17 protein-coding genes and 1 rRNA gene are annotated in these 15,522 nt (G+C 37.9%); 17 read left to right on the top strand and 1 reads right to left on the bottom strand.

The features are described from left to right. Window positions 1-50 precede the first annotated feature (50 nt). The 12 genes from rrf to rsmI all read left to right on the top strand — a co-directional run bounded on the left by rrf (window position 51) and on the right by rsmI (window position 8,587). Window positions 51-167: ribosomal RNA gene (gene rrf / locus AC6CHV_RS24475) — 5S ribosomal RNA — on the top strand. An 806-nt stretch (window positions 168-973) separates the two neighbouring features. Then, window positions 974-1,192, top strand: coding sequence for a sigma factor G inhibitor Gin (locus AC6CHV_RS24480; RefSeq protein ID WP_207900039.1), 219 nt, complete (start codon window positions 974-976; stop codon window positions 1,190-1,192). A gap of 188 nt (window positions 1,193-1,380) precedes the next feature. Further along, window positions 1,381-2,814 carry an aminotransferase class I/II-fold pyridoxal phosphate-dependent enzyme gene (locus AC6CHV_RS24485; RefSeq protein WP_498079865.1) on the top strand — a complete coding sequence of 478 codons (1,434 nt, stop codon included), beginning with the start codon at window positions 1,381-1,383 and terminating at the stop codon, window positions 2,812-2,814. A 15-nt stretch (window positions 2,815-2,829) separates the two neighbouring features. Then, window positions 2,830-3,462 (top strand): dTMP kinase, encoded by a 633-nt coding sequence (tmk, locus tag AC6CHV_RS24490; RefSeq protein ID WP_341329565.1) that lies wholly within the window; start codon window positions 2,830-2,832, stop codon window positions 3,460-3,462. Window positions 3,463-3,626: 164 nt separating this feature from the next. Next, on the top strand, window positions 3,627-3,956 hold the full coding sequence (gene darA, locus AC6CHV_RS24495) for a cyclic di-AMP receptor DarA (protein ID WP_077620134.1): 330 nt from the start codon (window positions 3,627-3,629) through the stop codon (window positions 3,954-3,956). Between the two features lie 18 nt (window positions 3,957-3,974). Then, window positions 3,975-4,415, top strand: coding sequence for a DUF327 family protein (locus tag AC6CHV_RS24500; RefSeq protein WP_498079866.1), 441 nt, complete (start codon window positions 3,975-3,977; stop codon window positions 4,413-4,415). A gap of 18 nt (window positions 4,416-4,433) precedes the next feature. After that, window positions 4,434-5,438 (top strand): DNA polymerase III subunit delta', encoded by a 1,005-nt coding sequence (gene holB, locus AC6CHV_RS24505; RefSeq protein WP_341329567.1) that lies wholly within the window; start codon window positions 4,434-4,436, stop codon window positions 5,436-5,438. Beyond that, window positions 5,431-6,258 carry a competence/sporulation regulator complex protein RicT gene (ricT, locus tag AC6CHV_RS24510; RefSeq protein ID WP_099353536.1) on the top strand — a complete coding sequence of 276 codons (828 nt, stop codon included), beginning with the start codon at window positions 5,431-5,433 and terminating at the stop codon, window positions 6,256-6,258. The genes holB and ricT overlap by 8 nt, the downstream gene beginning before the upstream one ends. Window positions 6,259-6,271: 13 nt before the next feature. Beyond that, window positions 6,272-6,625, top strand: coding sequence for a DNA replication initiation control protein YabA (gene yabA / locus AC6CHV_RS24515; protein ID WP_099353535.1), 354 nt, complete (start codon window positions 6,272-6,274; stop codon window positions 6,623-6,625). A 91-nt stretch (window positions 6,626-6,716) separates the two neighbouring features. Further along, window positions 6,717-7,460: a methyltransferase gene (locus AC6CHV_RS24520; protein ID WP_498079867.1), complete on the top strand. Its 744-nt coding sequence runs from the start codon at window positions 6,717-6,719 to the stop codon at window positions 7,458-7,460. Beyond that, window positions 7,447-7,746, top strand: a complete 300-nt coding sequence (locus tag AC6CHV_RS24525; RefSeq protein ID WP_121449319.1) for a GIY-YIG nuclease family protein — start codon at window positions 7,447-7,449, stop codon at window positions 7,744-7,746. The genes AC6CHV_RS24520 and AC6CHV_RS24525 overlap by 14 nt, the downstream gene beginning before the upstream one ends. Beyond that, a complete protein-coding gene (gene rsmI, locus AC6CHV_RS24530) occupies window positions 7,712-8,587 on the top strand; it encodes a 16S rRNA (cytidine(1402)-2'-O)-methyltransferase (protein WP_498079868.1) in 876 nt (291 codons plus the stop codon). Before AC6CHV_RS24525 ends, rsmI begins: the two co-directional genes overlap by 35 nt. 47 nt (window positions 8,588-8,634) lie before the next feature. On the opposite strand, the gene abrB is transcribed toward rsmI, so the two are convergent. Beyond that, window positions 8,635-8,919: a transition state genes transcriptional regulator AbrB gene (abrB, locus tag AC6CHV_RS24535; RefSeq protein ID WP_121449317.1), complete on the bottom strand. Its 285-nt coding sequence runs from the start codon at window positions 8,917-8,919 to the stop codon at window positions 8,635-8,637. 506 nt (window positions 8,920-9,425) lie between these two features. On the opposite strand from abrB, the gene metG reads away from it, so the two are divergent. From metG to rsmA, 5 genes are all read left to right on the top strand, one after another. After that, window positions 9,426-11,375 (top strand): methionine--tRNA ligase, encoded by a 1,950-nt coding sequence (gene metG, locus AC6CHV_RS24540; protein WP_341329570.1) that lies wholly within the window; start codon window positions 9,426-9,428, stop codon window positions 11,373-11,375. Window positions 11,376-11,431: 56 nt separating this feature from the next. Then, on the top strand, window positions 11,432-12,199 hold the full coding sequence (locus AC6CHV_RS24545; RefSeq protein ID WP_498079869.1) for a YchF/TatD family DNA exonuclease: 768 nt from the start codon (window positions 11,432-11,434) through the stop codon (window positions 12,197-12,199). Window positions 12,200-12,423: 224 nt separating this feature from the next. Further along, window positions 12,424-13,620 (top strand): ubiquitin-like domain-containing protein, encoded by a 1,197-nt coding sequence (locus AC6CHV_RS24550; RefSeq protein ID WP_498079870.1) that lies wholly within the window; start codon window positions 12,424-12,426, stop codon window positions 13,618-13,620. Window positions 13,621-13,867: 247 nt separating this feature from the next. After that, a complete protein-coding gene (rnmV, locus tag AC6CHV_RS24555) occupies window positions 13,868-14,431 on the top strand; it encodes a ribonuclease M5 (RefSeq protein WP_341329573.1) in 564 nt (187 codons plus the stop codon). After that, window positions 14,385-15,317, top strand: a complete 933-nt coding sequence (gene rsmA, locus AC6CHV_RS24560) for a 16S rRNA (adenine(1518)-N(6)/adenine(1519)-N(6))-dimethyltransferase RsmA (protein ID WP_440273524.1) — start codon at window positions 14,385-14,387, stop codon at window positions 15,315-15,317. Before rnmV ends, rsmA begins: the two co-directional genes overlap by 47 nt. Window positions 15,318-15,522: the final 205 nt, after the last annotated feature.

Consider the following 15,522-nt stretch of genomic DNA (forward strand, 5'->3'; position numbering starts at 1 on the left):
ATGAATGCACGTACGTTATCTAGTTTTGAAGGAATGAATCCTTCATATAGTCTAGTGGCGATAGCGAAGAGGTCACACCCGTTCCCCATACCGAACACGGAAGTTAAGCTCTTCAGCGCCGATGGTAGTTGGGACTTTGTCCCTGTGAGAGTAGGACGTCGCTAGGCACCTAAAGATCAGCCGTTATGGTTGGTCTTTTTTTTTCAAAACCGAAAGGTTTTATGGTGTTAAAGACGCTTTTGACGGGAATAAGAATAAAAAATAGAATAGGTCGGGTTTCGAGGAGCAAAGAGTTCAAGGAAGCAAGGGAGCGGCAACCGGAATGTACTATGTACATGAGGATTGGAGTGAGCGCAGCTGACGCAGAAATCTGCCGCTCATCGGCAGCCGACCACCGAACACGGAAGTTAAGCTCTTGCGCCGATGGTAGTTGGGACTTTGTCCCTGTGAGAGTAGGACGTCGCTAGGCAAACGAAAGATCAACCATTACGGTTGGTCTTTTTTTGTTTTGCGGTTGATGCGTGCCAGTTTTAAAGTAGAAATGTACAGAAAGAGGTACACAACTGGGCGAAATTAGGAGAAGTCGAACTAGCAGACACCAGAAAGAGGTACGCAACTGGATAAAATTAGGTAAATCCAAACCAGCAAACATGAAAAATAAGTTCGTAATTGTAAAAAATTAGTTAAATGCATACCAGTAAGTATTGTAATGATAATTGTAAATGTCAATATGAGGAGTTCCTAAACCACAAATACTGAAAATGAGCCAAGGACTGATCCGTACCGCGTTCTTATAGGATTTCAACAGGGTCAGTGGAGAACTCATTTTTAGAATGCAATTCAAATTTTTTAAACTAAGACATACACAAACTAGCTGCCTTTCTTCATAGATTACTAAATAAATTAAATTGTAACTGTTCGTTATTTTTATAATTGTGTATACATTTTAGTACATCCGGACAAAATAGGAAGTATGGAGGTGGAGGCAGTGAGTACACTCGAAAATAGGAAGCATTATGGGGAAACGTGTATTATATGTGAGCAAGAGAAAAAGAGAGGCATACACCTTTATACAAGATTCATTTGTTTGGATTGCGAGCAAGACATTATTCGTACGGAAACAAATGATCCAAAGTATCAATTTTACTTAGACCGGCTAAAAAAGGTTTCGACACCTGAGATATATTCATAGTTTTAATGTGTCTTGCAAGCTTGTAAAATAGGTGAGAACTAATTTGCTAGGCACATGTAATGACAACAGATAACTTGGAATTGGCTTTTGCGTTAGGTGCAATCCCAAGTTCTTGCTTAGGACCTAGTGGTATAGGTCCCTTTTTTGTTTTATAATAAGTAAATTACATAAGAAAGGTCTCAATAATTATGAATCAACAACAAACACCATTGTTTGATGCCTTAGATCGCCATGCGAGAAGAAAGCCTCAATCGATGCATGTTCCAGGACATAAATATGGACAAGTATTCACGAATAAGGGATATTCCTATTTTCATAAAGTGTTAGAAATTGATGCGACAGAACTAACAGGGCTTGATGACCTACATCATCCGGAAGGTGCCATTTTAGAAAGTGAAGCTTTATTAGCTGATTTATATGGAGTGGAGAAAAGCTATTTTTTAGTAAATGGTTCTACCGTAGGAAATCTAGCAATGATCCTTGCAGCATGTTCACCCAAGGATACTGTATTAGTTCAAAGAAATTCACATAAGTCCATTTTGAACGGCCTAAAAATGGCAGGAGTTCAGCCTGTTTTTGCTCATCCTACATATGACGATGAAGTTCAAGTTGCCTCATTTATTTCCTTTAATACGGTAAAAGAAGCATTTAGAAGGTTTCCGAATATAAAAGCTGTTATTTTAACCAGTCCTAATTATTATGGAATGGTGAATCAATTTGAACTATCTCAGATTATTTGTTTTGCCCACGAAAAAGGGGCGGTAGTTCTGATTGATGAGGCACATGGTGCTCATTTTTTGTTAGAAGGGTTTCCATCATCGGCAATAACTTTAGGCGCTGACATCGTGGTGCATTCGGCACACAAGACTCTTCCGGCGATGACAATGGGATCTTACCTACACGTGAATAGTGAGATGATTAATCATGGAGAGGTAGAAACGTATCTTCAACTATTGCAGTCGAGCAGCCCATCTTATCCAATTATGGCATCGCTCGATCTTGCGAGGCATTATCTTGCATTACAAAAAAAGAATGGTTCGAATAAGAACATTAAACAAATCAAAGCGTTCAGTCAAAGGCTAGAGGAGATTCTGCAAATAAAAGTCGTGACTTCAGCCAATCCAGATGTCGAAACAGATTTGTTAAAGCTAACACTGCGATCTCAATGTGAGCTTAATGGATATGAACTACAAAGTGCTTTTGAAGAAGAAGGCCTCTTTACGGAAATGGCTGACCCAAACAATGTCTTGCTTGTGTTGCCATTATCAGAGGCATTTGATGCAGAAGGTGCCATCTTAAAAATAAGAAATGCTGTACAGACGTATCCAACGATTAAAAGGAACTTTATCGACTTACATCATGAAACGGAGACAATTTCTACCCTTGCCCTTTGCTATAATGAAATTAAAGGGTACAATAAAAAGGTTGTTTCCTTTCAAGATGCACATGGAAACATTTCCGGAGAAATGATTATACCGTATCCACCTGGAATACCAGTCCTTATGGAAGGTGAACGTATCACTCATCGTCACATTGAAATCCTAAATACCTATATTGAGGCTGGTTCACATTTCCAAGGTGGAGATATGAAAGAAAAATATATAAAGATATTAGATATGTAAGGGGCTTGAATAGAAGTGGCAGGTTATTTTATTACGTTTGAAGGGCCTGAGGGTGCAGGTAAGACAACTGTATTAGGAATCCTCCAGGAGGAGTTTACTCGAAAAGGGTATGATGTTATTTCTACTAGAGAACCAGGTGGAATTGATATAGCAGAGCAAATCCGTTCCGTTATATTAGACAAAAATAATACAAAAATGGATGGACGCACAGAGGCACTTTTATATGCAGCTTCGCGTCGCCAACATTTAGTGGAGAAGGTCATTCCTGCATTAGAACAAGGAAAAATTGTTTTATGTGACCGCTTTGTGGATAGTTCACTAGCTTATCAAGGGTATGCACGAGGTCTTGGAATCGATGAAGTTTTATCTATTAATGAATTTGCTATTAATGGGTTGATGCCGTCATTAACTCTTTTCTTTGATATAAAACCTGAAAAAGGGTTAACAAGAATTGGAAAGAATGATGAAAGGGAAGTTAATCGGCTTGACCTTGAGAATCTTTCCTTCCACCAAAAGGTTTATGATGGTTATTTAAAGGTTGCAGCCCGTTTTAAGGACCGCTTTTCTACCATTAATGCTGAGAATTCAATTGATGTTGTGTCAAGGGAAGCATTTGAAATTATTGAAAAGCATTTGAATTACAAGTAATGCTATGAATTGCCTCAAAAGTCTGATGACTTTTGAGGTTTTTGTTTTCGTTCTGGCTATACTTGTTATAGAATAAAGACAACATGGATATTCGCACAAATAGTTACCAAATTTCGTAATATGAAGGAACAAGTAAAAGTGATAAAATAAAGGGAGGCTAAACGATGAAGCTAGTCGTTGCAGTTGTGCAGGATAAAGACAGCAACCGTTTGTCACAAGCATTAGTCGAACATAATTTCCGAGCAACAAAGCTTGCTACAACAGGTGGTTTTCTAAAATCAGGTAATACTACGTTCCTTGTGGGAACGGAGGACATCCGTGTAAATAAATTATTAGATATTATTAAGGATAATTGCAAACATCGGGAGCAAATGATTGCCCCTGTTTCACCAATGGGTGGAAATGCAGATTCCTTTGTTCCGTTTCCTGTGAAAGTCGAGGTAGGTGGAGCAACAGTATTTGTGTTGCCGATTGATGAATTTCACCAATTTTAAGTAGGTGTATTTCAGTTCATGAAAATAAACCAGGATTATCGTGTAAACATGGATAAAAATCATCCAAACCAATCCAATAAGGTTTCGGGAAATGTGAACTTTAGTAAATTTGTCCAACAAGAAGGTAATAAACTTCAAATGGAGCAATTGACGAAGCTCCTTTCTCAAATTGACATGGCGGGAGAACGGCTCTCTCGCTCTCAAACCTTTCAGGATTTGGCTTCCTATAAATCTCTTGTAAAGCGTTTTATCCATGAGGCAGTTGAATATGGAATGGATATAAAGCAATCCCATAGTTGGAATTTTAATGGACAAGGGAGAACGCATAAACTTGTTGAGGAAATTGATAAGGAACTATTGGATTTAACGGAACAAATGGTTGACCAGGAGAGAGGATCAATCGACATTCTGGGAAAAGTTGGATTTATAAAGGGATTATTAATCAACTTGTATACGTAATTGAAAGAGTGATGTATGATGGAAAAAACATGGGAACAACTTCAGGAATATCAGCCACTAGTCTTAAAGATGGTTGAAAATAGTCTCAAGAAGAACAGAGTGGCCCATGCTTATTTATTTGAGGGGAGCCGAGGTACAGGTAAAAAGGAAGTCGGCTTTCTTTTGGCAAAAAGTCTTTTCTGTCAGCATCCTGTTGAGTACAAACCTTGTAATGAATGTACAAATTGCCGTAGAATTTCATCGGGCAACCATCCCGATGTTCATGTCATCGAGCCAGATGGTCTATCAATTAAAAAGTGGCAAATTCAAGCGTTGCAAGAGGAGTTTTCAAAAACGGGTGTGGAATCAAACCGTAAAGTTTATGTAATTAACCATGCTGATAAAATGACAACAAATGCTGCAAATAGTTTGCTAAAATTCCTTGAAGAGCCGACAAGTCAAACAGTGGCCATTTTGCTAACCGAGCAAATCCATCGAATTTTGAATACGATTCTATCTAGATGCCAGATATTATCATTTCGGCCTCTTGCTCCAAAGGTGATTTCTGAGCGACTCATTGATGAAGGGATCTCTCCTACTATGGCTACCCTTGTTGCTCATACAACGAATAATTTGGAAGAAGCACGTGAGTTAAGCACGGATGCTTGGTTTGGACAGTCCCGTTCAATAGTGTTACAATTATATGAAGTAATCAATACAAGGCCAACCCATGCTTTCTTTTTATTGCAGGACCAATGGTTACCTCACTTTAAAGAGAAAGAGCAGCTAAGCTTTGGTTTAGATATATTATTGCTAATTTATAAAGATTTATTATATATACAGTTGGGTGATGAAGAGAAGCTTATCTTTCATGACCAGATTACTAGCTTTAAACAATACGCACTCCAGACGTCTACTAGACGTGTAAGTGATCAGATAGCAACGGTTTTAGAGGCGAAGCGTCGTCTATACACCAACATGAACCCACATTTATTAATGGAACAATTGGTAATAAAGTTACAGGAGGGATATAAGCTTGTATGATGTAGTTGGTGTACGCTTTAAAAAAGCGGGAAAAATATATTACTTTGACCCAAACGGTTTTACAATCCCTGACGGTGAATACGTGATTGTAGAAACGGTCAGAGGAATTGAGTTTGGCAAAGTTGTCATAAATAAAAAACAAGTCGATGAAAATGACATCGTACTTCCATTAAAAAAGGTCATCCGTATTGCGGATTCTAAGGATAAATTAATTGTAGAGGAAAATAAGCAAGCAGCAACAGAGGCGTATAATGTGTGTCAAGGAAAGGTAGTTGAACACAGCCTTGATATGAAGCTTGTTGATGTTGAATATACGTTTGATAGAAATAAAGTGATCTTCTATTTCACAGCAGATGGACGAGTTGATTTCCGGGAGTTAGTGAAAGATTTAGCGGCAATCTTCCGTACGAGAATCGAATTAAGGCAAATAGGGGTACGTGATGAAGCCAAGATGCTTGGTGGAATTGGTCCATGCGGAAGAATGCTTTGTTGCTCGACCTTCTTAGGGGATTTTGAGCCTGTTTCAATTAAAATGGCGAAAGACCAAAATCTGTCGCTGAACCCTACTAAAATATCAGGTTTGTGCGGTCGATTAATGTGCTGTTTAAAATACGAGAACGATGAGTATGAAAGTGCAAAAGAACAGCTTCCAGACCTTGGTGAGATGATTGAAACAACTAGTGGTAAAGCGAAGGTTGTCGGGCTCAATATTTTGGAACGAGTACTACAGCTGGAATTAGTAGGTCGTGAACGTGTTGTTGAATATACGTGGGAGGAACTACTAAAAGAAGGAGCGATTTCGATTCAAGCCACAGAATAACGAGGTGGAATGCGTGGACAAAAAAGATATTTTTGAATCTGTTAGTAGTATGGAGAAACAAATTGGTAATCTGTATACTCAACTAGGAGAATTGAAAGAACATCTTGGGCAATTACTTGAAGAGAATCATAATTTAAAAATGGAGAATGATCTTTTACGTCGTCGACTTGATCAATCCATTTCAAAGAAAAAAGAAGAAAAAGCTGACAAAGCTTTACAAGAAGCAAAGCAGGTTGATATTGGTGAGGGATATGATAACTTAGCAAGACTTTATCAGGAAGGTTTCCATATTTGTAATGTTCATTATGGAAGTGTCCGTACTGAGGGTGACTGTTTATTTTGTCTCTCCTTTTTAAATAAGAAGTAGGTCCTTTCCTAAATAGGAGAGGGCTTTTTCATTTTTAAACAATACGTTTATAATAGTAGATAGATAATCATAGGGAAGGAAACAGAATGCAATGGTTCAATTATATGACGATGAGCGCTTAGATCATTTATTAGCGGAAAACTTGAGAATCATCCAAAGCCCCTCTGTATTTGCTTTTTCATTGGATACAGTACTTCTGGCGCGATTTGTGTATGTTCCAATTCAAAAAGGAAAAATCATTGACTTATGTACAGGCAATGGAGTTATTCCACTACTTCTCAGTAGACGATCAAAAGCAGAAGTTACAGGTGTTGAAATTCAAAAGCGTATATATGACATGGCCAAAAGAAATATTGAATACAATAAGCTTTCTACTCAACTATCGGTTATTCACGGTGACATTAAGGACATGCCTAATCAGCTAGGTCGTGGTAAGTTCGATGTGGTAACCTGCAACCCGCCTTATTTTCCAACACCAAAGGCGGATGAAATGAATCAAAATGAATACCTTAAGATTGCTCGCCATGAAATTTATTGCACATTAGAGGATGTCGTTCGTGTTAGTAGCGAATTGGTTAAGCAAGGAGGTAAGGTTGCATTCGTCCATCGACCAGGTAGATTAATGGATATTCTCACCTTAATGAGACAATACCGAATCGAGCCAAAGCGCTTGCAATTTGTTTATCCGAGACTTGGTAAAGAAGCAAATACGATCTTGGTTGAAGGGATTAAGTTCGGAAAAGCTGACCTAAAAATTTTACCGCCTCTATATGTATACGATGAACAGAATGAGTATACAAAAGAGCTAAGGAAGATTCTCTATGGGGACGAATAATCATTATTTCTATGTCGTCGAGTGCAAGGATGGAAGCTTCTATGCAGGTTATACAACAGATGTTGAGGAACGTTTAAAAAAGCACAACGAAGGTAAAGGGGCCAAATATACAAGAGGAAGAGGTCCCATTACCCTATTATTTTCTCAGGAATTTGAAACGAAGGAAGAAGCAATGCGTGCTGAATATAGATTTAAACGACTGAAGCGGCCTGAGAAAGAACGGTTGCTTGCAATGGAAAGTGGGGAGCGATATGTGGCAGCAAAAGAGCTTTCAACCAAATTATGAATATGGAACTTTATATCTCGTTCCGACCCCGATTGGGAACTTGGAAGATATGACTTTTAGGGCGATTAAAACGTTGAAAGAATCAGCAGTTATTGCGGCAGAGGATACAAGGCAAACTAGAAAACTTTGCAATCACTTTGAGATTGAAACACCAGTTATCAGTTATCATGAACATAATAAAAAGGTGAGTGGTGAAAAGATTCTTTCCTTCTTGCGTGATGGCAAAGATGTGGCGATTGTAAGTGATGCCGGGATGCCGACAATTTCTGACCCGGGCTATGAACTAGTTGTTGAAGCTGTTAAGGAGAAGATGTATGTTGTTCCTTTACCTGGTGCAAATGCGGCATTAACATCACTGATAGCCTCGGGACTTGGTACACAACCCTTTTATTTTTATGGTTTTTTAGACCGTAATAAGAAGATGAAACGAAAGCAACTGGAGAGTATCGTACATATTCAAGCGACACTGCTTTTTTATGAAGCTCCACATCGATTAAAAGAAACACTAAAGATTATGAGGGAGATACTTGGAAATCGTAAAGTAACAGTTTCTCGTGAATTAACCAAGAAATTTGAGGAGTTTATTCGTGGTGATTTAGACGAAATTCTTACCTGGTCAGAAGAGGATACCGTTCGCGGTGAGTTTTGTCTTGTTGTAGAAGGAGCACAGCAAGGTGAAGAAGAGGCTTTGGATGCTTGGTGGGAAGAGCTATCAGTCGAACATCATGTCAATCATTATGTTGAGACTGAGTCAATGACAACAAAAGAAGCGATTAAACAAGTTGCAAAAGATCGAAATCAGCAAAAGAGAGAAATTTATCAAGAATACCATGGTCTATAGAATAGAAAAAAGCTTCTCAATACGAGAAGCTTTTCGTCTATCATTTATTATTTTACAACTGTTAGATTGTTTTGAAGCTCTTTAAGAATTTGTTCTGCACCTTCACGGCTAAGAACAATCTTGCCATTAGCAAGTGTAAAATTATCATCTGAAATTTCACCAGTTACTTGACAAGTCATATTGGGCTTGTATTTCTTTAAGATAATTCTGTCATCGTCAACATAAATTTCTAACGCATCTTTTTCTGCGATGTCTAATGTACGACGAAGTTCGATAGGAATAACCACACGACCTAATTCATCAACTTTACGAACAATACCTGTAGATTTCATTTCTTTTTTCTCCTCTCAATATTTTTATTTATTTATCTCTCTATATCGTCAATTTTCGACAAATTGATTTCTAGATAATAATATCAAGATTTCCATTTAACGTCAATCACTTTTAACTACAATTCTTTTAAAATATGTATAATAATGGTACATGTGTCCTATAACATCAAGCTTTTATAGAAATGCCAATCTTATTAATCTACTTTTTTATGAATAAATACTGTACTATAATAAAGGGAAAAATGGTAATTCGATTCGACTAAATTCGACAAGATTCACGTTATTTTTGTCGAAAAAAGGTTCTATTTCGTATTTGTCGAATCGTTTCCTATTTCATTCGCTTGCATATTCTATTTTGATACAGAAATTTGGCATTTCTTTTTTCTTCAAGGGGCAGGGGCTACAGGCGCTTGCGCTTTTCTCGTGCTTTAGGTATATTTTGAAGATATAATAGGAATAGATGAATAGTATGTCTACACGTGTACTTGATAAGAGGAGGTTTAACAATGGCACAAGAAAATAAAACATTTTATTTAACTACACCCATTTATTATCCAAGTGGAAAATTACATATTGGTCACGCATATACAACTGTAGCGGCAGATGCTATGGCTAGATATAAAAGACTACGTGGATATGATGTCATGTTTTTAACAGGAACTGACGAGCACGGTCAAAAAATCCAACGTTCTGCAGCTGAAAAAGGTGTTACACCACAAGCGTATGTTGATGAGATTGTGTCAGGTATCCAAGAATTATGGCAAAAACTTGAGATTTCTTATGATGATTTTATTCGTACTACAGAAGATCGCCATAAAAAGGTTGTCGAAAAGATTTTTGACCAACTTGTTAAACAGGGCGATATCTATCTTGACAAATACGAAGGATGGTATTGTACACCATGTGAATCTTTCTTTACAGAAAGACAATTAGCAGATGGAAATTGCCCTGACTGCGGACGTCCAGTTGAAAAGGTAAAGGAAGAATCCTATTTCTTCAAAATGAGTAAATATGTAGATCGCCTGCTTCAGTATTATGAAGAGAATCCGGAGTTTATCCAACCTGAGTCCCGTAAAAATGAAATGATTAATAACTTTATTAAGCCTGGTCTTGAGGATTTGGCTGTATCAAGAACAACGTTTGATTGGGGTATTAAAGTACCAGGAGATCCAAAGCACGTTATCTATGTATGGATTGATGCATTATCGAACTATATCACAGCATTAGGTTATGGTACTGACGATGATACTAAATATCAAAAATACTGGCCAGCTGATGTTCATTTAGTAGGTAAAGAGATTGTTCGTTTCCATACGATTTACTGGCCAATTATGCTAATGGCATTAGACCTTCCTCTACCGAAAAAGGTATTTGCCCATGGTTGGTTATTAATGAAAGATGGAAAAATGTCGAAATCAAAAGGAAATGTCGTTGACCCGGTTACATTAATTGACCGTTATGGGCTGGACTCACTTCGTTATTATTTACTTCGTGAGGTTCCTTTTGGTGCTGATGGTGTATTTACACCTGAAGGTTTTGTAGAACGAATCAATTTTGACTTGGCAAATGACTTAGGAAACTTACTTAACCGTACTGTTGCAATGATTGGACGGTATTTTGATGGTACCATTCCAACTTATCAGGGTAATCATTCAGAATATGATACGCAGCTAGCGAATTTTGCGGTGGACACTGTTTCTAAATATGAAGAAGCGATGGAGAAAATGGAGTTTTCTGTTGCGCTTACAGCTCTATGGCAGTTCATTAGCCGAACAAATAAGTATATTGATGAAACTCAGCCTTGGGTTGTTGCAAAGGATGAAGCGAAAAAGGATGAACTAGGTTCAATTATGAGTCATTTAGCAGAATCGCTTCGTTTTGCAGCAATTATGCTTGAGCCGTTCTTAATCAAAACTCCAGGTGAGATTTTTACACAACTCGGAATGAAGGAAGAAGCATTAAAAACATGGGAAAGCCTAACTGAGTTCGGAATTAAAACAGAAGGACTTCAGGTTACTAAGGGTGAGCCTATTTTCCCACGATTAGAAATTGCCGACGAAGTAGAATATATAAAAGCTAAAATGCAGGGTGGTACGAAAAAAGAAGAGCCTGTACAAGAAGTGGAACAAGCCGATGAAATCACAATTGATGATTTTATGAAGGTCGAACTACGTGTTGCAGAGGTGCTTCAAGTGGAGCCTGTAAAAAAGGCTGATAAGCTATTAAAACTTCAATTAGACTTAGGTTTTGAAAAGCGTCAGGTTGTTTCTGGCATTGCACAATATTATACTCCTGAGGAATTAGTAGGTAAGAAGGTAATTTGTGTAACAAATCTTAAACCTGTAAAATTACGTGGAGAATTATCACAAGGTATGATTTTAGCAGGGTCAGTTGATGGGAAGCTATCAGTTGCCACGATTGATCAAAGCCTACCAAATGGAGCTAAAGTAAAATAACAAAAGGGGACAGATAGCTTCTGTCCTTTTTACATATTGAAAAAGGAGTTTTATCTATGTTAATTGATACACATGCTCATTTAAATGCGATACAGTATCAAGAAGATTTAGAAGAAGTAATTGAAAGAGCACAAAGTGAAGGTGTTGAAATAATTGTAGTTGTTGGGTTTGACCGTGAAACGATTACAAGAGCAATAGAATTAGCGGATACTTATGAGTTTATTTACGCAACAGTTGGGTGGCACCCAGTGGATGCAATTGATATGACAGATGAAGATCTTAAATGGATTGAGGAGCTTTGTTCCCATCCAAAAGTCGTAGCGTTAGGTGAAATGGGTCTTGATTACTATTGGGACAAGTCCCCAAAAGAAATTCAAAAGGAAGTCTTTCGTAAGCAAATTGCACTAGCAAAGAAGGTAAAGCTACCCATTATTATTCATAATCGTGAGGCAACTGCCGACATTATTGAAATCCTAGAAGAAGAGAAAGCAAGTGAGGTCGGCGGCATTATGCACTGTTTTACTGGTAGTGTTGAAGTTGCAAAACAATGTATGGATATGAACTTTTACATTTCATTTGGTGGACCCGTTACCTTTAAAAATGCAAAAAAACCAAAAGAGGTAGCAACTGAAATTCCATTAGATCGTCTACTAATTGAAACGGATTGCCCTTATTTAACACCACATCCTTTTCGAGGAAAACGAAATGAACCAAGCTATGTGAAATATGTAGCAGAGCAAATTGCGGAACTAAAAGGGGTTACTTTTGAGGAAATTGCCCAAATAACATCCGACAATGCGAAGCGATTTTTCGGCATAAAATGATAGCAAATTTTGTCAAAAAATAGGATAGCTTGTCCAACAATAAGTTAATTAGAAAAAGTTCTACATGTCTCCTTTGTCTCATATATATCTTTGTCGACAACTAATTCTTCCTTTTTAAAAATTCTTCTTGCATAATATTTAGTACGGTGAATGAAAAAAGGGGTGGGGTTGACAGAATATAATATCCTTTATATAATCCACTGAGAGAAGGAGGCGTTTTTCATTTGCTTAAAAACATGAAAAAACTGTTTTCCGAGTCAAAGCACAAAAAGAGATTAATAGTCTCGATAAGTAGTTTTATAGTCTTAGTAGGTGCCGGCACAGGTTATGCTACATATGAAACTACAAAGGATACAGTTACACTATCATTAAATGGAAATGAGCAAGTTATAAGGACGCACGCAAACACGGTTGCAGAAGTTCTACAAGATTTAGAGATAGATGTCTCGAAACATGACGAGCTTTCACCTTCGATGGATACGGCAATCAAGGACAATTTGAAAGTGACATGGCAAGAGGCTATTCCGGTTGAGCTTGTAGTTGATAACCAACCACAAAAGGTCTGGACAACAGTCAAAACCGTGGGAGATCTTTTCAAAGACACTAAGGTAGAAATAACAGAACACGATAAAGTCAATCCAAGTTTAGATACAAAGTTAAAAGAAGATATGAAGGTGGAAGTTGAAAAAGCATTTCAACTCACTTTAAATGACGGCGGTACAGAATCAAAGGTTTGGTCCACTTCGACTACTGTCGCTGACTTTTTAAAAGGTCAAAATGTTACACTAAATGAATTGGATCGAGTAGAACCAGGAATGGAAGCACAGATTACAGCAAATAGTGTCGTCAATGTCGTACGAGTAGAAAAAGTCACCGATGTAGTGGAAGAATCAGTTGCCTTTGCGGTTGTTAAGAAAAAAGACAACAGCCTTGATAAGGGCAAGCAAAAGGTAGTAAATCCTGGCCAAGATGGTAAGGTTGCAAAACACTACGAAGTCGTTCTTGAAAATGGTAAAGAAGTTTCAAGAGATCTTATCAAAACAGAAACCTTACAAGATAGTAAGGATAAAGTTGTAGCAGTCGGTACACGTGAAATTGTTCAACAGGTTTCCCGTGGTAAAGCTAATGTTTCAAAAGAATTCTATGTTTCATCTACAGCGTATACTGCGTATTGTAGTGGTTGCTCAGGAACAACTGCCACAGGAATTAACCTTCGTTCAAATCCAAATGTCAAGGTTATTGCGGTTGACCCTAGTGTCATTCCTTTAGGTACAAAAGTGTATGTAGAAGGATATGGCTATGCAGTAGCTGCTGACAAGGGAACCGATATTAAAGGTTATAAGATTGATGTTTTTTTCTCGGAAAAATCTCAAGCTTTTCGTTGGGGCCAACGAAAGGTGAAAATTCAAATACTAAATTAACTTGCATTGAACAGAGGAATATTCCTCTGTTTTTTTATGTCCGGTTCCAGTGCCTAGCCCTCTAGGTCACAAGCCAATCCATCAAGAAGGTCAAAGAGCAACCTTCTCGCTGACTTGTCTTGTGCTTGTCGGGGCTGACCAAGGCACTGGAACACTTCTTTTTATGTCTATGTCTTTTTTGTTATAATTATGTAATATTTGTATCTATAATGTTAGACGAAATAAATCGAGAAAGGTTTCAATAAAAATGAAAATAAAAGAAATAATTGTTGTGGAAGGCAAAGATGATACCGTAGCAATCAAAAGAGCGGTTGATGCTGATACAATCGAGACAAACGGTTCAGCTGTTAATCAAGATGTTCTAGAAACCATTAAACACGCTCAACAAGTAAGAGGAGTGATCGTGTTTACAGATCCAGACTACCCAGGGGAGAGAATCCGCAAAATTGTGGCGAATGCTGTTCCTGGATGTAAGCATGCTTTTTTGCCAAAGAAAGAGGCACTTGCGAAGTCAGGTAAAAAGATTGGGGTCGAGCATGCTACCCCAGAAGCGATTAGAAAGGCCTTAGAAGAGGTTAAACAAGAGCGGGAGGACTTTGACTCTGATATCGACTTAGACGCTCTGATAGAGGCAGGATTGATTGGAGGCAGTAAGGCGAAGGAACGAAGAGAAAAGCTAGGCGTCCTTTTGAAAATTGGTTATACTAACGGAAAACAGCTATATAAACGCCTGCAAATGTTCCAAATCACAAAAGTGGCATTTGATGAGGCTGTCGAAAAAGTACTACAGGGGGAAAGGCAAAGTGATTAAAGATATCGCCACACCTATAAGAACAAGAGCAATTTTAGAAAAGCATGGGTTTTCATTTAAGAAAAGCTTAGGACAAAACTTTTTGATTGACACAAATATTCTCCACCGCATAGTCGACCACGCTGAAATTACAGAGGAAACAGGAGCAATCGAAATTGGACCAGGAATTGGAGCATTAACTGAACAGCTTGCTAAGCGAGCAAAAAAAGTGGTCGCATTTGAAATAGATGGTCGACTTTTGCCAATATTAGCAGATACGTTATCTCCATATCCAAATGTTGAGATTATCCATGAAGATGTATTAAAAGCAGATGTGCAGTCTGTCATTCATGAAAAAATGCAGGGAACTAGCGATATTATGGTAGTTGCCAACCTCCCTTATTATGTAACGACGCCTATCATTATGAAGCTTTTAACAGAAAACATCCCATTAAGAGGCATTGTTGTAATGCTGCAAAAAGAAGTAGCAGATCGGATTTCAGCTGTACCCGGTACAAAGGATTATAACTCATTATCAATTGCCATCCAGTATTATACCACCGCTGAAACTGTCATGACGGTACCAAGAACCGTGTTTGTTCCACAACCCAATGTAGACTCTGCCGTGATTCGTTTAATCAAAAGAAAGGAACCAGCAGTAAAGGTTGAAAATGAACCCTTCTTTTTTGATGTGGTTCGTGCTTCATTTGGACAAAGAAGAAAGACAATCTTAAATAATTTAACCTCAAATCTTCCAAACGGGAAGGCTTTAAAAGAAGTAATTGAAGGGTGTTTAGCCACTTCAAATATCGATCCAAAACGTCGCGGAGAAACATTATCAATCGAAGAATTCGGGCACTTGAGTAATGAATTGTATAAGAACTTAGACAAAGGGCCTACTGAATAGTTAACGTATTCCAATTCAAGGAGCAAAACAGTAAATTACAATACATTTCTAGCGTGAATTCACATACGAATTCACGCTTTAACTTTTTTGAGAACAACAGTTGCTGCTGAAGTACGGCAAAACCTTTTAATTAAATGGAGTTACTTGACTTTGGACACACCTGCGCAGATCATGCCTAGCGTCGTCCGAAGATGACTAAACTTCG

It is taken from the genome of Ferdinandcohnia sp. GQ5, assembly GCF_059759275.1.